14 protein-coding genes are annotated in these 19854 nt (G+C 66.5%); 7 read left to right on the plus strand and 7 right to left on the minus strand.

Going from position 1 to position 19854, the window contains the following annotated elements:
• Positions 1 to 34 precede the first annotated feature (34 nt).
• From GGD90_RS14725 to GGD90_RS18110, 3 genes are all read left to right on the plus strand, one after another.
• The gene (locus GGD90_RS14725) at positions 35 to 1150 is read left to right on the plus strand and encodes an efflux RND transporter periplasmic adaptor subunit (protein ID WP_221227792.1); all 1116 of its coding nucleotides are present in this window, start codon (positions 35 to 37) and stop codon (positions 1148 to 1150) included.
• A 157-nt stretch (positions 1151 to 1307) separates the two neighbouring features.
• Positions 1308 to 2243, plus strand: coding sequence for a hypothetical protein (locus tag GGD90_RS14730; RefSeq protein ID WP_153114796.1), 936 nt, complete (start codon positions 1308 to 1310; stop codon positions 2241 to 2243).
• Entirely contained in the window at positions 2244 to 5210 is a 2967-nt protein-coding gene (locus GGD90_RS18110) for an HD domain-containing phosphohydrolase (protein WP_153114795.1), read from the plus strand.
• A 30-nt stretch (positions 5211 to 5240) separates the two neighbouring features.
• On the opposite strand, the gene GGD90_RS14740 is transcribed toward GGD90_RS18110, so the two are convergent.
• From GGD90_RS14740 to GGD90_RS14755, 4 genes are all read right to left on the minus strand, one after another.
• Positions 5241 to 6485, minus strand: coding sequence for a NupC/NupG family nucleoside CNT transporter (locus GGD90_RS14740; protein ID WP_153114794.1), 1245 nt, complete (start codon positions 6483 to 6485; stop codon positions 5241 to 5243).
• A 350-nt stretch (positions 6486 to 6835) separates the two neighbouring features.
• Positions 6836 to 7258 (minus strand): ExbD/TolR family protein, encoded by a 423-nt coding sequence (locus tag GGD90_RS14745; protein WP_153114793.1) that lies wholly within the window; start codon positions 7256 to 7258, stop codon positions 6836 to 6838.
• Complete coding sequence (locus GGD90_RS14750; RefSeq protein ID WP_153114792.1) at positions 7258 to 8007, minus strand: MotA/TolQ/ExbB proton channel family protein; 750 nt, start codon at positions 8005 to 8007, stop codon at positions 7258 to 7260. Before GGD90_RS14750 ends, GGD90_RS14745 begins: the two co-directional genes overlap by 1 nt.
• A 3-nt stretch (positions 8008 to 8010) precedes the next feature.
• A complete protein-coding gene (locus tag GGD90_RS14755) occupies positions 8011 to 8673 on the minus strand; it encodes an energy transducer TonB (RefSeq protein ID WP_153114791.1) in 663 nt (220 codons plus the stop codon).
• 316 nt (positions 8674 to 8989) lie between these two features.
• Between GGD90_RS14755 and GGD90_RS14760 the strand changes: the two genes are divergently transcribed.
• From GGD90_RS14760 to GGD90_RS14775, 4 genes are all read left to right on the plus strand, one after another.
• Positions 8990 to 10336, plus strand: coding sequence for an alkaline phosphatase family protein (locus tag GGD90_RS14760; RefSeq protein ID WP_153114790.1), 1347 nt, complete (start codon positions 8990 to 8992; stop codon positions 10334 to 10336).
• Positions 10333 to 11340, plus strand: coding sequence for a 5'/3'-nucleotidase SurE (locus GGD90_RS14765; RefSeq protein ID WP_221227793.1), 1008 nt, complete (start codon positions 10333 to 10335; stop codon positions 11338 to 11340). The genes GGD90_RS14760 and GGD90_RS14765 overlap by 4 nt, the downstream gene beginning before the upstream one ends.
• 107 nt (positions 11341 to 11447) lie before the next feature.
• On the plus strand, positions 11448 to 13697 hold the full coding sequence (locus GGD90_RS14770; protein ID WP_153114789.1) for a TonB-dependent receptor: 2250 nt from the start codon (positions 11448 to 11450) through the stop codon (positions 13695 to 13697).
• Between the two features lie 120 nt (positions 13698 to 13817).
• Entirely contained in the window at positions 13818 to 14780 is a 963-nt protein-coding gene (locus GGD90_RS14775) for an alpha/beta fold hydrolase (RefSeq protein WP_153114788.1), read from the plus strand.
• Positions 14781 to 14813: 33 nt separating this feature from the next.
• Here the strand turns inward: GGD90_RS14775 and GGD90_RS14780 are convergent, their stop codons facing one another.
• Genes GGD90_RS14780 through GGD90_RS14790 form a run of 3 tightly spaced genes read right to left on the minus strand, consistent with a single transcriptional unit; the run spans position 14814 to position 19842 of the window.
• On the minus strand, positions 14814 to 16463 hold the full coding sequence (locus tag GGD90_RS14780) for an ABC transporter ATP-binding protein (protein ID WP_153114787.1): 1650 nt from the start codon (positions 16461 to 16463) through the stop codon (positions 14814 to 14816).
• A gap of 2 nt (positions 16464 to 16465) precedes the next feature.
• Positions 16466 to 17284, minus strand: coding sequence for an ABC transporter permease (locus GGD90_RS14785; RefSeq protein ID WP_153114786.1), 819 nt, complete (start codon positions 17282 to 17284; stop codon positions 16466 to 16468).
• Complete coding sequence (locus GGD90_RS14790; protein WP_153114785.1) at positions 17281 to 19842, minus strand: ABC transporter substrate-binding protein; 2562 nt, start codon at positions 19840 to 19842, stop codon at positions 17281 to 17283. The genes GGD90_RS14785 and GGD90_RS14790 overlap by 4 nt, the downstream gene beginning before the upstream one ends.
• Positions 19843 to 19854: the final 12 nt, after the last annotated feature.

The raw sequence follows: 19854 nt of genomic DNA on the forward strand, positions 1-19854 counted from the left end.
CAAAAACAGACTACCGGTAACGGGCAGGACGCTCGTGCTGCTGCCTGCTGCATTGCTCGCGCTGGCGCTTGGCGCCGGCTCCGTGTCGCACGCCCAAAGTCCGGACAAGGGCGGCGAAGCCTCGCCGCCGTCAGCCGGCACGGGGGCCGCGGCGACGCAGCCCGCCGCCCGGCCGGTGTCGCTGCTGCGCCCGCTCAGCGAGCAGTGGCCGGAGCAGATCGAGGCGAGCGGCAACATCATGCCCTGGCAGGAAACCCGTATCGGCACCGAGATCGGCGGCTTGCGCCTGCTCAGCGTGCTGGTCAATGCCGGCGACGTGGTAAAGAAAGGCCAGGTGCTGGCGCGGCTCAATCCGGCCAGCGTCGAAATCGAGCTGGAAACGGCCAACGCGCAGCTATCCGAGGCCGAGGCAGCACTGGCGCAGGCCGAAGCAACGCTGGCGCGCGGCCAGCGGCTGGCGCCCAGCGGTGGCGTCAGCCAGCAGGAGCTGACGCTCTACCAGACGCAGAAGCACACCGCCGAAGCGCGCGTCAATGCGGGGCGTGCGCAGGTAAAGACGCAGCAGCTCAAGCTTGATGCGGCAACGCTGCTGGCGCCCGACGACGGGCTGATTTCCTCGCGTTCGGCAGTCGAGGGCTCGATCGTGCCGGCCGGCAGCGAGCTCTTCAGGCTGATTCGTCACGGCCGCCTCGAATGGCGCGCCGAGGTCAAGGGCGAAACGCTGCTCAGACTGTCAGCCGGGCAGGAAGCGATCGTCAAAAGTCCGCTTGGTCCCGAGATCAAGGGGCGCGTCCGCCAGGTGTCACCGACGATCGACGTCGCTACGCGCAACGGTCTGGTCTATGTCGATCTGCCGCTGGATGCGAACCTGAAAGCCGGGCTGCGCGCCAGCGGTTTGCTGACGATCGGCAAGAGCAAGGCGCTCGTCCTGCCGGCGACGGCGCTGCAGTGCCGCGACGCCGGGTGCCGGGTGTTCAGCGTGAACGCCGACAACCGCCTCGAAGCCATCGAAGTGACAACCGGCCGCCGCCGCAACGAGCGAGTCGAAATCACCACTGGGCTGAGCGAGCAAGCCCGCGTGGTGGCGAAGGATGTCGGGCAGCTCAAGGCCGGCGATCTGGTCGAGGTTCGCAGCGGCGCTGGCGCCTGAGTAACCGCCGCGTCGCGGGTAGCTTCGCGCAAACGAGGCGCTACGCGAGTTTTGCCTTTGCCTGTCCGCGCCGTGTCGAGAGCAGCAGTTTCGTTGTATCTTCCCGGAAAGCGCATCGGTATATGCCGGGGGAGCCGTGTTGCCAGCCTGTCAGAAGATGAAGTTCCTGCTGAAGCGACTGTCCGGTTTCCTGCTCCTCGTCCTGCTGGTGGCCGGCAGCCCGGCTATTGCCGGAGACGATATTCGCGAGGAACGCCTGCGCCTTGATCAACGTGGCGAGGCCGTCGTTGCGGGTCGGATCAGGGGGTGGGATAGCGTCGATTATCTTGTTCAGGCCGGGGCCGGGCAGGTACTGACGGTCGTCTTCAAGGCAAGTCGCGGGTCGGCCTATTTCAACGTGCTGCCACCGGCGTCGGAAGAAGCGCTGTTCGTCGGTTCCCAGTTGGGCGACCGCTTTTCGGCAAGCCTGACGACAGCCGGCGAATACCGGATCCGTGTTTACCTGATGCGCAACGCCGCGCGCCGTAACGAGTCGGCGAGCTACACGCTGAGGACGACGCTGACTGTTGCGCCGGCGCCTGCCCTGTTTGACAAGACGCTGGAACTGCAGGGCATCCGCTTTCACGTGACGAGCTTCCGGGCGGGTGCGGGCAGCATCGTGCGCGTGTTACCCGCAGGCCTGTCGATCGACAACAGCGCGCAGGAAAGAGCGATTGACGGTCTGGTCAGCGGCGCCGAAGTCGCCGACCTGAATGCCGACGGCTCGCCGGAGATTTACATCTACATCCGTAGCGTCGATGCCGACGCGCGCGGCTCGCTCGTCGCCTTCTCGGCCAACCGGCGCAAATCGCTGAGCGATATCCATTTGCCACCGCTTGCAGACCATGCGCAGGCCGCAGCGGGTTATCAGGGGAACGACGAGTTCGCCGTGCTCGAGGGCGTGCTCGGCCGCCGCTTCCCGCTCACTGGCAATGGCGGAAGGCACGACGGGAGTGGTGCGAGTTCTGCGGTCACGATGCGCCAGATCCAGTATCGTTTGCTGCCCGGTGAGGTGGGCTGGCGGCTCAGCATCGACCGGCTGTTCGAGTTCTAGATGAGCCAGCGCGCGCTTGATCCGCCGCGCGGCGTGCTCGGTCTGCTCAGACGGCGGCCGTTCTACGTTCACATCGGCGCGATTTTCGTGCTGCTGATCCTCGCGATCCTGCTTGCCATCGGCTGGGTGACGCGTCTCGAAACGCGCAAGATGGTCCAGCAGTCGGCGGAGCAGCTCTTTGCGCATGTCGGACACGAGGTGGCGCAGCAGCTCCGCCTGCTGAGGGGGCCGATCGAACTGGCCGTGCAGTTCGGTGCCGCGCTGCAAGCAATTAGCAGCGCGACAAGCCTGGATGCGCGCCTGGCGCAAATCGATTTCCTGACACGGGCGCTCGAGAGCGAGCCGCAGATGTCGGCGATCTACTTCGCCTACGACAACGGCGACTTCTTTCTCGTCCGCCCCTTGCGCGACGCGGCTGCGCGCGCGCTGTTCAAGGCGCCGGCCGATGCTGCCTACCTCGTGCAGAGCGTCGAGCGGGGCGGCCAGCAGCGGCGCTGGCTGGCGCTGAGCAGGGAGCGCAAGACGCTGGCGGTTTGGGCGCCACCCGACGCCGGCTTCGACGCGCGCACCCGCCCCTGGTATCGCGAGGCGATGGCCAAGGGCCAACTGATCCGCACGGCGCCCTACGTCTTTGCGACAGACGGACGCTGCGGACGTAGCGTCGCGCTGCGCGGCGCCAGCGGCAAGTTCGTGGTCGGCGCCGATCTGCTGGCCGACACGCTGTCCCACGCACTGGCACGCTACCGCGCGACGCCGTCGAGCGAACTGGCGGTTGTTGACAGCAGTGGCTCCGCACTGGCGTTCAGCGATCCGGCGCGGATTATCAGCAGCGGCGCTGACGGACAGACCGGCATGGCGCCGCTCGAGCAGCTGTCGCCGGTGATGGCGCAGCTCGTGCGCAGCGTCGGCAGGCCGCCTGCGCCGATCGCCAAGCCACAGATCATCGAAGTCGACGGGCGTGAGTGGAGCGTGCATGTCACCCCGCTGCTGAGCGAACTGAGCGAAGCAAGTGGCGATTTCCTGGCGTTGGCGACGCCGGTCGATGAACTGATGGCCGATGTCTACGCGACGCAGCGCTTCCTGCTGTTCCTGCTGCTGGCAGCGATCGTGCTGTCGCTGCCGATCGTCTGGCTGGTTGCGAAGCGGATCGCCGATCAGCTCAACAGCCTGGGCGAGCAGGCCGCGGCGATCGAGCGCTTCGACTTCAGCACGACAGTGCCGCTCAATACCCCGATCCACGAAATCTACGATCTGGGCCAGGCGATCGCGCAGATGAAGGAAACGATCCGCAAGTTTCTGGAAGTGTCGACGGCGCTCGCGGCCGAGCGCAATTTCGCCACGCTGCTCGGGCGGGTTCTCCATGAAGTGCGGATTGCGGCCGACAGCGACGGCGGCGTGTTCTATCTGCTCGACGAGGCGGCCGGACGACTGCAGCCTGCTGCCCAACGCTGGGCGGAGCAGGGCGCCGCCGCCGCGACGCTTCCCTCCGGCCCGCTCCTGACTGAGTCGGGCCATCCGCTGGTGGCGGCGGCGCACAATCTTGCTGGGCCGAGCCGGACCTTGATTGGCAGGCCGCGGCCGCCGGGGCTCGACTATCTCGATGCTCGCTACGGCGACAGCGAGATCGAGATGATCGCGCTACCGCTGCTCGGACGGAGAGGCAATCTGGTCGGCATCGTCTGCAATTTCATGGCGCCGGGCCAGCCGCCGCCGAGTGCGGAACGCATGGCGCTGGTGCAGGCTTTTGCAGGCGCGGCGGCGGTGGCGATCGATCAGCAGCGTCTGCTGCAGGCGCAGAAGACGCTGCTCAGGGCCATCGTCAGTCTGCTGGCCGGGGCAATCGATGCGAAATCGCCGTACACCGGCGCGCATTGCCAGCGCGTGCCGGTGCTTACCGAAATGCTGGCGCGCGCGGCGCACGAATCGAAGGCTGCGCCGTTTAGCGATTTCAGCCTGAGCGAAGACGAGTGGGAGGCGCTGTACATCGCCTCCTGGCTGCACGACTGCGGCAAGGTGACGACGCCCGAGTACGTGGTCGACAAGGCGACCAAACTGGAGACGATCTACAACCGCATCCACGAAATCCGCATGCGCTTCGAAGTGCTCAAGCGCGATCACGAGATCGCGACGCTCAGGGCCATCGCTGGTGGTGGCGACGCGCCGGCCTTGCAGGCAGAGCTTGCGCGCGAGCTGCAGGTTCTCGATGAGGAATTCCGTTTTGTCGCCAGCTGCAATGAAGGCGGCGAATTCATGTCGCCGGACAAGACCGAGCGCCTCAATTCGATTGCCGCACGCAGCTGGCAAAGAACGCTCGATGACCGGCTCGGGGTGTCCACTGAGGAGCGCGCGCGCCTGCTGCGTACGCCAGCCGCCGCCTTGCCGGTGACCGAAAAACTGCTCGCCGACAAGCCCGAACACATCGTCGAACGCGGCCCGGCGGAGCTGATGCCGGCAGACAATCCCTGGGGTTTCAGGCTTGACCAGCCGGCCAGCCGTTACAACCGCGGCGAACTCTACAACCTGTCGATCGGGCGCGGCACGCTCAGCGAAGAGGAGCGTTACCAGATCAACCACCACATCGTGCAGACGATCATCATGCTCTCGCAACTGCCTTTCCCGCCGCATCTGAAGAACGTCGTCGAGCTGGCTGGCGGGCATCACGAGAAGATCGACGGCAGCGGCTACCCGAAAGGATTGCGCGGCGAGGAGATGAGCGTACCGGCGCGCATCATGGCGATCGCCGACATTTTCGAGGCGCTGACGGCGACCGACCGACCCTACAAAGCCGGCAAGAAGCTGTCCGAAGCCATCCGCATCATGGGCTTCATGGCCAGGGAGCAGCACATTGATGCCGAACTGTTCCGGCTGTTCCTGAGCTCCGGCGTCTATCGCGATTACGCGCAGAAGTTTCTGCAGCCCGAATTCATCGACGAGGTCGACATCGCGCCGTATCTGGCGCCCCAATAGCCGTCGCGCAGCGGCCGGCTGAACGCGGCTTCAGTAGAGCGTGCCGACGACGCAGCCGCAGGAGAGCGTGGCGAGCGTGCCGGAGACCAGGGTGCGCGGGCCGAGGGCGATGATCTCCTGCCGCCGTTCGGGCAGCATCGTCGTCAGGCCGCCGATCAGGATGCCGAGACTGCCCAGATTGGCGAAGCCGCAGAGCGCGTAGATCATGATCACGCGGCTGCGCTCCGACAGCGCCTCGGGCGGCAGCGCCGCCAGTTCGAGGTAAGCGATCAGCTCGTTGAGGATGGTCTTGCTGCCGAGCAGCGCGCCGGCGGTGCCCGCCTCGCTCCACGGAATGCCGGCCAGCCAGGCCAGCGGCGCCATCGCGAAACCGAGCAGGCGCTGCAGCGACCAGGGCGTTCCCGTATCCGGCAGCCAGGCCAGCATCTGGTTGGCGAGCGCCACCAGCGCGACGAGCACGATCAGCATGGCGACGATGTTGAGCAGCAGCTGCAGACCCTCGGTGGTACCGCGCGTGATCGCGCCCATGCTGCTGCCATCGACGCGCGGCAGGCGCAGGTCGCGGCCGGTCGGCGCGCCCTCGGGTGGCACCATCAGCACCGCAAAGACGATCGCCGCCGGCGCGCTGATGAACGAAGCGGCAAGGATGTGGCCGAGCGCTCCCGGAATGCGCGGGCCGACGATGCCGGCGTAGAGCGCCATCACCGTACCGGCAACGCCGGCCATGCCGGCCGAGAGGATTACGAACAGCTCGCCACGCGAGACGCGCGCGAGATAGGGTTTGACCAGCAAGGGCGCTTCGACCATGCCGACGAAGACGTTGGCCGCGGTCGACAGCCCGACCGCGCCACCGACGCCGAGCGTGCGCTCAAGCAGCCACGACAGCCCCCGCACCAGCAGCGGCAGGATGCGCCAGTGAAAGAGCAGCGCCGACAGCGCGCTCATCACCAGCACCACCGGCAGCGCCTGGAAAGCGAGCACGAAGCTCGCGCCGGCCGCGCTTTCGGCAAACGGCAGCGTGCCGCCGCCGAGATAGCCGAAGACCAGCGAGGTGCCGGCGCGCGTCGCGCGCTCCAGCGCCAGCAAGGCGTCGTTGAGTGCCGCGAATGCCGCTTGCGCCGCCGGCAGCTTGAGGATGGCAACGGCAAGGACGAACTGCAGCAGCACGCCAGCGGCCACCGTCCGCCAGGGAATGGCGCGGCGCTTCTCGGAGATCGCCCAGGCGATGCCGACGAAGGCGGCGTAACCGAGCAGCGACTGCAGCAAGGGGTGCATGGAGTAGCCGGAAAGCCGGTTGATGGGTGATGCGATTGGTCAGCCGATGAATCGCGGGTGAGAGGTTTGGGGCCATTTTGCGCCACGGCGAGTCTACACGGCGTCGCGCAAGTACTGTCAAATGGCTGGCAGGGGACGAGCCGTTCGCACGTGGCGTCAAGGCGAACATGCGCGTTGGGGCAAAAACGCAACGGATCTTGAGTCGGTGGGTTTGCCGACGGTCCTCGCGGCGAACGAAGAGTCCGCGCTGAAAACAGCAACGCCGCTCAGGGCCAGCTGAGCGGCGTCGTTGTCGCGGGGTTTGTTCGACGCTCGGGAGCTGTGCTCTCGTGTCTCCCAGGCGGGGAGCTTCAGAGAGCGGTACTGGGGTCGGAGACGAAGCCGATGCGGACCAATCCGGCCTTGGAGGCATCGGCCATGACGTCGGCGATCAACTGGTATTGAGCGGTACGATCGGCGCGCAGATGAATCTCCGGCTGCGGCTCCTGGCTGGCAGCCTCGCGCATGCGCCGCTGCAACTCCCCGCGATCGACCGCTTCGCCGCTCCAGTAGTACTGCCCGTCGGTGCGGATCGCGATCTGCACGTTGTCCGGCTTGGTCTGGTTGGCGTGACTGCTCGCCTTCGGCAGATCGATCTTCACCGCATGCGTCAGCAGCGGTGCCGTGATGATGAAGACGACGAGCAGCACGAGCATCACGTCGATCAGCGGCACCATGTTGATTTCCGCCAGCGGGGCTTTCGCCCCGTCCTTGCTGAAGCCGCCGAATGCCATCAGGCTGCTCCCGCCGTTGCCAGCGTCTGTTGACGGAATTCGACCACCCGCGCCGGATCGCTCACTTGAGCCCCCGTCGTCAGGAACGAGAACAGGTCATGGGCGAAGGAATCGAGGCGCGCGACCAGCACGCGATTGCCACGCGTGAAGGCGTTGTAGGCCAGCACCGCTGGAATTGCGACGGCCAGACCGAAGGCGGTCATGATCAGCGCCTCGCCGACCGGGCCGGCCACCTTGTCGAGCGTGCCCTGGCCGCTGATGCCGATGTTGAGCAGCGCGTGGTAGATGCCCCACACGGTGCCGAACAGGCCGACAAAGGGCGCGGTACTGCCGACCGAGGCGAGAACCGTCAGTCCGGATTCGACCCTGGCCGTCTCTTCTTCGAGTGCCTGCCGGATCGAGCGCGTCAGGAACTCCGAGGCATCGGCGCTCGATCCGGTGCGCGCGCCGCCGTGCTGTTCATGGTGGCGCACGGCGACCAGCGCCTGCCGTGCCAGCCGCGAGAAAGGGTTTTCCTTGGCATGGGCGAGCACCTGCGAGTTGAGCGCGCCGACCGTCGACGCGTTCCAGAAATCGCGCAGGAAGGCGCCCGACGAGCGCCGTTCGCGCACCAGTTGCAGCGTCTTGTTGATGATCAGGTACCAGGTGGCGATCGACATGACGAGCAGGATCAGCAGGGCGCCCTTGCCGACGCTGTCCGATTGGGCGAGGAAGTCGGCAAAGCCGAGCGCATTTTGTGCCGGTTCCATGGTTCAGTTCTCCAGATTGAAGGTGATCGGGACGATCACCCAGGCGGCAACGCGCAAGTCGCCGCGTTTTGCCGGGGTGAATCGCCAGGCGGCTACGGCCGTCTGTGCCGCCTGGTCGAGGCGGGGGAAGCCGCTGCTGCGGAAGATTTCCACTGTTGTGGCGGCACCGGATTCGTTGACGAAGACGCGTAACTGGACGCTGCCCTCCTCGCGAAAACGCTTCGATGCGCCGGGGTAGGGCGGCGGCGGGTTGTGCAGGTAGGCGGCGCTGAACCGGGGCGGTTCGAGCGGCGCTTCGACGGCAGCGACCGGTTCGGCCGGTGCCGGCGTCGATACGGTCGGCGCCGGCGCATTGGCGTTGGTGGTCGGCGCCGTCGTCGCCAGCAGCGGTGTCGCCACCGGTTGCCGGACGGGTTGCGGCGCAGCCTGCGGCAGCGGCTTCGGCGCTTCGTCGACTTTCTGCGGCGTGATCAGGCTGACCATCAGCGGTGCGGCTTCGCTCAGCGTCTGGCGGACGCCTTCGAATTGCAGCAGCCCCCACACCAGCCCGCCGTGCAGCGCGAGCGTGATCAGCAGCCCGCTGTGCCGTTGCAGGAAACCGCCCGCATCGGCAGCGGCCTGCCGGCGTTCGCCCGGCCAGCGCGTCAGCGTCAGTTCATCGGACATCGTGATTCATTCTCCATTACCTCTCCACCGGGCCGCTCCCGGCACAGGAACCGATACAGGTCCCGGCCCCGGCCCCCTACCGCCTCCGGCAAAGCCCTGCCGAACGAGGCGATCATCTTGCGACCAGCCCCTTATCACCGAAACAAACTTTTTCTTCGTTCGTTAGATCGATTCGCCGAAACGGTCGCGGCAGGACGGGGGCTTCGCGAGGCATAAGCTAAAGAGGCCCGCCGCATAAGTTTTGAACAAAAGGCGATTTCGGCGCGGCGCGGCGCGGACCGAGAATGCACGGCTCACGTCCTCGTTCCGTGCCGAAATGCCTTCTCCTTTCAATCGCCTGCGCGCCTGCGCGCTCCTGCTCCTGTCGCTCGCCGGCGGGCACGCGCTGGCGGCAACGCCAGCCCACGTCGTCCTCGTCAGCATCGACGGCTTTCGGCCCGACTTCTATCGCAACGCTTCCTGGCCGGCGCCCAACCTGCAAGGGCTGGCGCGTTCAGGCGCATCTGCCGACGGTGTCGTTGGCGTGCTGCCGACGCTGACCTATCCCTCGCATACGACACTGATCACCGGCGTGCGCCCGGGCGTTCACGGCATTTACGGCAACACGCGCTTTGCGCCCGAGGTCGAGTCGGCCGAGTGGCACATCGACAGTAGCGAGATCCAGGCGCGCACGCTCTGGCAGGCGGTGCGTGCGGCAGGCCTGAGTTCGGCGGCCATTTCCTGGCCGATCACGCGAAACGCGCCGATCGATTTCAACCTTCCCGAGGTCTGGTACTACGAAAAACCGGACGACCGGACGCCGGCGATCCGCGATTTCGCGACGCCAGCGGGACTGCTCGACGAGATCGAGAAGCAGGCCACCGGCAAGTTGCGCGGCATCGACGTCGACTACCGGCATCTGGCGATGGACGAGAACAACAGTCGCGCGCTCGCCTATCTGATCCGGCATTACCGTCCCAACCTTGCGGCAATCCATCTCGTTGCCGCCGATACCGCCCAGCACGCGAGCGGGCGCGAGGGCGAGGCAAGCCGGCGCGCGGTCGCCTCGGTCGACCACGCGCTCGGAACCCTGCTCGACGCCGTCGATCAGGCGGGACTGTCTTCCAGCACCTGGTTTGTCGTTGTCGGCGATCACGGCTTTACCGACGTGCACACCCAGCTGGCGCCGAATGTCTGGCTCGCTCAGGCCGGCGTCGACGCGGCGGGGGCGGGCTGGCAGGCGGCGTTCCACGCCGCCGGCGGCACCGCTTTCCTGCATCTGCGCGATCCGCACGATCCCGGCACGCTGGCACGCGTGCGGGAGGTGCTGCGTGGTTTGCCGCCGGCGATCCGCGACGCTTTCGAAATCGTCGAGGGCACTGCACTGCAAGAGGAAGCGGCTGATCCGCGTGCGTTGCTGGCCCTCGTCGCCCGGCCGGGTTTCCTGTTCAGCAATCGCAGTACCGGCGATGCAGCAAGACCGGCGCGCGGTGGCGCGCACGGGCATCATCCGGGGCTGCCGGAACTGCGCACCGGCCTGCTGCTGGCGGGCCCCGGCGTTCCCGCTGGCCGGATGCTCGGCGAACTCAGGCTGGAAGATGTTGTTCCGCTGGTCGCCCGTCTGCTGCGCCTTCCCGATTTCGCCAACCGGCCGCTTCCTCCTGCCCTCGATTTCCTGCCATGAAAAAGTCACTGACCGGGGCGCCGCTCGCCCGCATGCTGCTGCTGTCCGTCGTGCTGCTGGCCAGCGGCCTGCCGCAACAAGCCAACGCGCTCGACATCCTTCTCACCAACGACGACGGCTACGCGCATCCGAACATCCGCGCGCTCTACCGCGAACTGAGCAAAGCCGGGCACCGGGTGGCCATCGCCGCGCCGGCGGGTGACCAGAGCGCCCGCGGCGGCGCCTTCTTCTACGGCGAGGAGGTCGTCGCCGGGCGCGATGACGATTCCGACTACCCGGCGAGCCACTATGTCAAAACCCGTCAGGGCGGCACCTGCCTGAGCGATGCCTGCCGCGGTCAGGAAGTCAGCGTGGAGATCAGTGCCACGCCGGTGATGGCGGCGCTTTACGGTATCGAGCGTGTTCTGCCTCACGCCGATCTGGTGATTTCCGGTCCCAACGCTGGCCACAACCTTGGCCGGATCAACAACAGCTCGGGCACCTTCAACGCGGCGGCCGTCGCCCTGGTCCGCGGTTATCCGGCAATCGCCGTCAGCGCCGACTACCAGGAAGCCTCACCAGCGGCTGCCGCCGCCGAGGTGGTCGGGCTGGTCGCGCTGCTTGAATCCTTGCGCGGCCGCGGCGATCCCTTGCTGCCGCCCGGCATCGGCCTCAACGTCAACCTGCCGCGCAGCGACCGGATCAAGGGGTGGCAGCTCACCTCGATCGGCGGCTGGTGGCCTTACGAGTTTTCCTACGTCGATGATCTGGGATCTCTGCGACCGGCGCTTGCGGGCAAGTTCGGCATCGGCTTCCGACGCGCCGGCCCACCATCGGCCGAAGAGGTCGCAAGCGAAGGGGTCGTGGTTGGCCAGGGGCTGATTACCGTCAGCCCGTTCACCGGATTGCCCGGAACGCCGCGATCCTCGCCGCGTGAGGAGCAGACGGAGTGGCTGAAAAGGCTCGCCGATCGACTGCAAAGCGAAAGCAGAAAAGCAGTGCGCAGTTATTCGTATATTCAGTAAAAAACTGAAACATTTCTTTAATAATCAAAGAAAAATTAAGTCGTTCTTCCCGCGGGTGCCGGCACATAAAGTTTTCCTCGGTTAATTCAAAAACGTGGGAGAGCTTTGTGAAACGACTGTTGTTAGTCACCACCCTCGGCATGAGCGGGCTGACAGCTGCGGGGCTGGTCAGCGCCGACCCCGCATCGGCGCCGGCAAACGAGACGGCGGTACTGGAGAAAGTGACTGTTACCGCGCAACGCCGCGAAGAGTCCGCGCAGGACGTGCCGGCGGCGCTGACGGTCATTTCCGGCGACAAACTGCGCGACAAGGGGGTCAGCAACATCCTTGGCCTGCAATACGAGGTGCCCAACCTCGAAATCGACCCGATTTACGGTAGCGATCAGGCGCAGTTCCGCATCCGGGGTGTCGGCCTCAAGGACTACGGCAGCAACAACGCGTCGACGGTGGGTGTTTACGTCGACCAGACCGCTTACCCGTTCGCGGTGCAGACGCAGGGTTTGCTCTTCGATCTGGAACGCGTCGAAGTGCTGCGCGGCCCGCAAGGAACGCTGTACGGTCGCAACAGCACCGGCGGCGCGGTCAACTTCATCAGCCGCAAACCGACGCGCGAGTTCGAGTCGGGTTTTTCCGCCAGCTACGGATCCTTCGACGCGAAAACCTTCGAGGGCTACGTTTCCGGGCCGTTGAGCGATGCATTGCGCAGCCGCATCGCGTTTTCGACGCAACAGGGCGGTGCCTGGCAGCATAACCGGGCCACCGGCGAGTCGCTGGGCGACAAGAACATCAACGCCCTGCGCGCGCAGTTCGAGCTCGAAGCCAGCAAGGATCTCAACTTCCTGCTGATCGCCAATCTGTCCGAAGACAAATCCGACAGTCGCGGTCTGCGTTCGTATCTGGGCGTCGTTCCCAATGCCCGCGGTGTCGCCGGTGGCTACTCAAGCATTCCTGCGGACACCGACTATCGGGCGACCGGCTGGAGCCTGCGTCCGGAGTTCGCGAGCATCACCGGTCTGCCGCTGGGCAGCAAACCGCAGCGCGACAACAACAACGGCGGCCTGTCCCTGACCGCCAACTGGGATCTGGGCGGTGCCAAGCTGACCAGCATCACCAGTTCGCAGAACCTGCATCGAAAAGAATTCATCGACTGGGACGGGACGGTCATTCCGCAGTCGGATGAATACTTCGACAGCAAGATCGGCGTCTTCTCGCAGGAATTCCGGCTCGCCTCGCCGGGCAACGAGCGCTTCAACTGGCTGACCGGCCTCTACTATTCGCGCGAAAAGCTGAACGAGAAGTTCTACTCCGACTTCACCTACAACCTCGGCTACGCGACGCTGACTTCCTACCGTCAGGAAGCGAATTCGCTCGGCGTGTTCGGTCAGGCAGACTACGCGCTGAACGATCGTTACAAGCTCGTCTTCGGTCTGCGCCATGAAAACGAGGATCGCGACCTGAAGAATTTCGCGACCACTTACGTTTCGCACGCCAGCAACGCGGCGCTCGTCGGCACTTCGACTTTCGCACCGGTCGATCGCAGCCTGTCGAGTTCGCTGTGGTCGGGCAAGCTGGCGCTGGAGTACGAACTGGCACCGGCGCAGCTGCTCTACACCAGCGTCAGCCGTGGCGTGAAGTCGGGTGGCTTCACCGCCTACAACTCCGTCTGGCCGCAACAGACCGACCCGGTCAAGCCGGAAATCCTGACGGCGTACGAAGCCGGATTCAAGAGCGACATCTCGTCGACCTTCCGTCTGAATGGCGCGCTGTTCTACTACGACTATCGTGACCAGCAGCTGCAATCGACCGTTTACGTCGACACCACGGTGAAGTCGATCGGGCGCCTGGTCAACGTGCCGCGCTCGGAAATCTACGGCACCGAGCTGGAGGCCCTCTGGAAGCCGGTCAGCGGGCTGAGCATCAGTCAGTACGTCGGCTTCAAGAAGGGGACCTACAAGGAATTCCGCGGCGTCAACTCCGCCGCCTCGAACGCGGCCGGCTATGAAATCACCACCGATTACGCCGGTCAGGACCTGCCGATCCCGCAATGGAGCTACGGCGGTTCGGCAAGCTACAAGTGGTCGCAACAGGGCTACCGCTTCACCGCTGAAGGTGACTATGCCTTCCACGACGTGCTGAAGTCGACCAGCAACCCGGCGTACAACACCCCGGCGTACTGGCTCGCTAACGCGCGTTTCGCGGTGTCGCCGATCGGCGCATCCTGGGAGGTCGGTCTGTGGGTGCGCAATCTGTTCGACAAGAAGTACGACCTGCATCACGGTTCCTTCCTGTCCAACGCCCAGATCGCAACGTCGGGATTGCCGCGTACCGCCGGCATCCAGCTGAACGTCGCCTATTGACGATGCACCGTGCCGTGTGGGCGGGCGCGAACCACGCGCCGGCGGCCCTCGGCAGGACGGCCACCCCTGAGCGGGTGGCCGTCGTCACTTGATCGATTTGCCAGGTTCCGGGAGAACTCCTTGCTGAAGATTGCCTACGTGTTTGCTGCGCTCATTGCCGTGCTCCTGATCGGGGCGGCGGCCACCTTCCTCTGGCTGCGTGTGCCTGATGTGCCGCGCGAACCGATTCTTGCCAAGTACTCGGGCGCCGACGACCACTTTCTCGACCTGCCCGGAGAAATCCGCCTGCATTACCGCGATCAGGGCAAGCCGGATGCACCGGCGTTGATCCTGCTGCACGGCTACGGCGACTCTTACGCCACCTGGGAGGGCTGGGCGGAGCGACTTGCCGGGCGCTACCGCGTGCTCAGCCTCGATCTGCCCGGGCACGGGCTCAGCGATGCGCCGGCGGACTTCACGCTCGACGCCGCGCGCTGCGCAGAACTCGTCGCCGCCTTTGCCGATGCGCTGCACCTCGAGCGCTTTGCCGTCGCCGGCAATTCGATGGGCGGCGGTGTGGCATGGCGTGTCGCGCTGGCGCGACAGCAACGCGTCTCGGCCCTGATACTCGCCGCCGCTGCCGGTTGGCCGCCGCAGGGCGAGCGCGCGAAGCCCTCGCTGGCCTTCCGCATCCTGCAACACCCGTTCGGGCGGGAAGTGCTGATGCGCATCGACAACCGGCCGCTGATCGCGCAGGGGCTGCGCAGCCAGGTGCACGACGCCTCACTGATTACCGATGCGGTCATCGACCGCTGGGCCGAATACCAGTTGCTGCCGGGCCACCGTCGTATCCTGATGTCGGCAGTGCTGCCAAGCCTGCAGCAGGCGAGCGCCGAGCGTCTGGCCGCAATCAGGGTGCCGACCCTGATCCTGCATGGCGCCGACGATCCGCTCATTCCCGCATCGGATTCGCAACGATTCCACGCCGCCATTGCGGCCTCGGAACTGATCATCTATCCCGACGTCGGGCATCTGCCGCAGCGTGAGATTCCCGAACGTTCCGCCGGCGACGTTGCCGATTTCCTCGCTCGCCACGCCATCTGAACGGGTCGCGGTGGCGGGCTGGCCGTTGCCGGCTCAGCTCGCCACCGCGACGGGTATCTTCGCGGATTGTGGAAAGCGCCGTGCCAGCGCGAGGTCGAGGTCCGGCGAAGCGGCAACGAGGCTCGCCGTATAGTCGTGCCGTGGATGCGCCAGTACGTCGGCGCTGTGCCCGGACTCGACCACCCGGCCGCGCTGCATGACGTAAAGCCGATCAGTGACGGCGCGAACGACCTGGATGTCGTGCGAGACGAACAGGTAAGCGAGACCGAGTTCGCGCGACAGCGTGCTCAGCAGTTCGAGGATCTGCGCACGGATTGATACGTCGAGCGCCGAGACGGCTTCATCGAGCACCAGCAGCCGCGGTTCGCAGACCAGCGCGCGCGCGATCGCGATGCGCTGGCGCTGGCCGCCCGAGAATTCGTGCGGAAAGCGCTCGCCGTCGGCGGCGCTGAGTCCGACACGTTCGAGCACGCTGGCGATGCGACGGCGGCGCTCGTCGGCAGAGGGGGCGCCAGGACCGCGCCATAGATGAAAAGGCTCGCCGACCACATCGGCAACGCGCCAGCGGGGGTTGAGGCTGCCGTGCGGGTCCTGGAAGACGATCTGGATCTGCCGGCGAATCTTCTGCAGGCTGGCCGTATCGCCACCGGCATAGCCTTCGCCGGCAACGCGGATGGTGCCGCCGCGCAGCGATTCCAGCCCGAGGATCGCGCGCAGCAGAGTCGATTTTCCGCAGCCCGATTCGCCGACCAGGCCGACACGCTCGCCGGGATCGATCCGCAGCGAGACGCCGTCGACTGCCCGTACGGCGGGCGGCGGCCGGAACAGCGTCCGCTCGTGTGCCGGATATTCGCAGACCACATGGTTCACTTCCAGCAGCGGCGCGCCTGTGCCTGCGGCGGAAGGTGCCGGCACAGGCTGCGGGCGGGAGTTGGCGAGCAGCGCTTGCGTATAAGGGTGCTGCGGATGACGCAGCACCTGGGCGACCGTTCCGTGCTCGACGATGCGGCCGCGTTCCATGACCGCCACTTCGTCGGCGATTTCCGCGATCACGCCGAGATCGTGGCTGACCAGCAGCAGGCCGCAGGCGTTCTCGCGCACCAGTTCGCGCAGCAATTCGAGAATGCGCGCCTGCGTGCTGACGTCGAGCGCGGTGGTCGGCTCGTCGGCGATCAACAGCTTCGGCTTCAGGACGATCGCCATGGCGATCGCCACGCGCTGCCGCTGTCCGCCCGACAGCGTATGCGGATACCGGTCATGACCGACGCGGCTGGCGGGCAGGCCGACGCGCTCGAGCGTCGCGTGCGCCAGCATCAGCGCTTCGCGGCGGCTGACGCGCCGGTGCGTGCGCACCACTTCGGCGACCTGCTCGTCGATGCGCAGCAGCGGATTGAGCGCGGTCATCGGCTCCTGAAAGACCATACCGATTTCACTGCCGCGGATCGCGCACAGCTCGCGTTCGCTGCAGCGCAGAAGATCGCGTCCGCCCAGATCGATTGCGCCGCTGCGGCGGGCGCCCGCCGGCAGCAGGCCGAGCACCGACATCGCTGTCATCGACTTGCCCGATCCGGATTCGCCGACGAGGCCAAGCACCTGCCCGGCTTGCAGCGACAGCTGGATACCGGAAAGCAGCTCCCGGCCATCGACTGCAAGATGCAGGCCGGAAATGTTCAGCAGCGCCATGCTCAGACCCCTCTTGCCAGACGCGGATCGAGCAGATCGCGCAGGCCGTTGCCGAGCCAGTTGAGGCCGAGCACCGAGAGCACGACCGCCAGACCGGGGTAGATCGCCAGACCGGGCGCCAGCGCCGTCAGCGTCTGCGCGTCGGCGAGCATGCGTCCCCAGCTCGGCAGCGGCGCCTGCGTTCCCAGTCCCAGATAAGCCAGCGCGCTCTCGGCGACGATGGCCAGTGCGAATTGCGTCGTTGCCTGCACCATCAGCGCACCGCCGAGGTTCGGCAGGATGTGTTCGAGCGAAATCCGCAGCGAATCCTTGCCGGCGACACGCGCGGCGAGAACGTATTCGCGCGGCCACAGCCGCAGCGCACCGGCACGCGTCACCCGGGCGAAGACCGGTATGTTGAACAGGCCGATGGCGAGGATGGCGTTGAGCGCGCCGGGGCCGAAAGCCGTCGTCAGCAGGATGGCCACCAGCAGTGCCGGGAAGGCAAACACCACATCGTTGCCGCGCATGACGATCTCGTCGATCCATCCGCGCCGCGCTGCGGCGAAGAGCCCGAGCGCAATGCCGGGTACGGCGCCAAGCACGACTGCCGCGACGGCGACGCCGAGCGAGGTGGCGGCGCCGCGCATCAGCATCGAGAGCACGTCGCGGCCGAGCTGATCGGTGCCCAGCCAGTGCTGCGCACCGATCGGTTGCAGGCGCTCGATGATCGATATCTGCGTCGGATCGTAGGGCGTCCACAGCAGCGAGAGCAGCGCCAGCGCGACGAACACGCCGCTACTCAGTCCGCCGAGCGCCAGTGCGCGAGATGGCTGGCTCATCGCCGCGCTCCGCTGCCGAGACGCGGATCGACGATGTGGTAGGCCAGATCGACGAGGAAGGACACCGTTACGACGATCAGCACCAGCAGCAGCACCACGTTCTGCACGAGGATCAGGTCGCGCTGGGCAACCGCCTGCAGCACCAGGCGACCGATTCCGGGCAGGAAAAAGACGTTCTCGATGACCACCGCGCCGGCGAGCAGGAAGGAAAACTGCAGGCCGAGGATGGTCAGCACCTCGATCATCGCGTTCGGCAGCGAGTGGCGACAGAGCGCGGCGAAGGCGCCCAGCCCCTTGGCGCGGGCCGTGCGCAGGTAATCTTCGGCGCTGGTTTCGATCAGTGCCGTGCGCAGCACGCTGGCGAGAATGGCGGCCTGCGGCAGCGCCAGTGCCAGCGCCGGCAGCAGCAGCGACGTCAGCGCCGCGCCGAGGCCGTGTTCCCAGCCGGCGAAACCGCCGGCCGGCAGCCAGCGCAGCCCGATCGCGAAGAGCAGCGTCAGTAGGATGCCAAGCCAGAAGTTGGGAAGCGCGATGCCGCACTGGGTGAGCGCGGCGAGCGCGCGGTCGGGCCAGCGGCCGCGGTAGTAGGCGCCAGCGATACCCACCGGCAGCGCCAGCGCGGTCGAGCCGAGCAGGGCGAGGACGGCCAGCGGCAGCGATACCTGCACTCTCTCGGCGATCAGCGCGGCCACCGGCACCTGATAGATGTAGCTCTGCCCGGCATCACCGTGCAGCAGACCGCCGATCCACTGGCCATAGCGTTCGACGGGGCTCTGATCGAGCCCGAGCTGGCGGCGCAGGGCATCGACTGCCGCCGGGTCGGCATTAACGCCCATGATGCTCAGCGCCGGATCGCCCGGCGCCACCTGAACGAGCACGAATACCAGAACGCTGGCGACGAACAGCGTCACCAGCAGCGCGCCGAGGCGCTGCAGCAGCCAGAGAGCACCGAAGCGTCGCCATGCCGACAGGCCAGCGGCGAGGGCCACCGCGGCAATGCCGAGCAGACCCAGGCTGCTCAGCGCTGACGTCAAGCCTCTGCCGGCATTCTCAGCCGTGCCCTCGCCGTGAGGCGCATCGACGAAGCGCACGCCGCCGAGTTCGGTCGATCCGCTGACGCTGCCCACCGGCAGTCCTTCGACGCGCCGGTCGCGGACCTGCAGCAAGGGGTACTGGAAGAGAAAGCCGTTGGCCGCGTCGCGGGCCAGAATCTGCTGCAACTCGCGCAGGATGCCGAGGCGTTCCTGCGCATCGACGGTATCGGCAAGCGAGGCCAGCTTGCGTTTGTAGTCGTCGCTGCGGTACCCGAAGTAGTAGTCGTCGCGTCCGTAGATCGTGTAGTCCAGCGGCTCGGCATGGACGACGATCGACAGGTCGAAATCGTGGCGCACGAAAACCTGGTCCATCCACTGCGCCCACTCGAGGTTCTCGATACGCGTCTGGATGCCGACCTGCGCCAGCTGCGCGGCGACGATTTCGCCGCTGCGCCGGGCGTAGGCAGTTGGCGGCAGTTTCAGGGTCAGTGACAGTCCCTCGGCGCCGGCCTCACGCAACAGCTCGCGTGCGCGTTCCGGCCGGTGCTGATAAACGCCGGCGAGGTCGACCCAGGCGCGGTTGGCCGGCGAGAAGTGGCTGCCGATCGGCGTGCCGTAACCGAACATCGCCCCGTCGATGATGGCCTGACGGTCGAGCGCGTAGGAAATCGCCCGACGCACGCGCAGATCGGCGAGCGCCGGCCGCCGCTGGTTGAAGGCGAGCACGGTCTCGCCTTCGGTACTCGCGGTTTCGACAACGAAGCGGCGGTCGGCCTTGAACTGGGCGAGGTTTTCCGGCGCCGGATAATTCGGGAAGACGTCGAGATCGCCAGCCATCAAGGCCGCGTAGGCGGCGGCCGGATCCTGGACGAAGCGATAGACCACGCGCTCGAGCGGCGGCTGCCCACCCCAGTAATCGTCGTTGCGCAGTAGCGTGACCGAGTCGCCGCGACGCCAGTCGGCGAAGCGGAACGGACCGGTTCCGATCGGGTGTGCCCGATTGCCGGTGGCGCTGGCCGGCGCCACCATCACCAGCGCGCCGCTGGCCAGCGACTGCAGCAGGTTGCCGTCGCGCCGCTGCAGGTGGATGCGCAAGCGCAGCGGGGCCAGCACGTCGACCGAGGCGACCGCCGCCAGCAAAGAACGCTGCGGGTTGAGTGAATCGGCAGCGCGGGCGCGCTCCAGCGCAAAACGCGCGACCTCGGCGTCGAAAGGCGTGCCGTCGTGGAAACGCACGCCGGCGCGCAGCTGAAAGGTGTAGTCGAGTCCGTCAGCAGAAATCTTCCACGACTCGGCCAGCCGCGGCTCGGGAGTGCCGTCGGCGGCAAGGCGCAGCAAGCCTTCGTACAGGTTGCCGTAGCACAGCTCGTTGATCGGTGCGGCGGCGGCGCTGGTCGGATCGAGCTGCGGCGGCTCGAGCTGCATGCCGACGCGCAGGGTGGCAGCCGTTGCCGCGCCTGTGCCGGAAAAGAGGAGGGCGGCGCCGAGCAGGAGGCGGCAGGCGAAGGCGCGGGCAGACAGCACGGAAGACAGAAA

Source organism: Rhodocyclus tenuis, assembly GCF_014197755.1.
GTDB classification, from domain to species: domain Bacteria; phylum Pseudomonadota; class Gammaproteobacteria; order Burkholderiales; family Rhodocyclaceae; genus Rhodocyclus; species Rhodocyclus tenuis.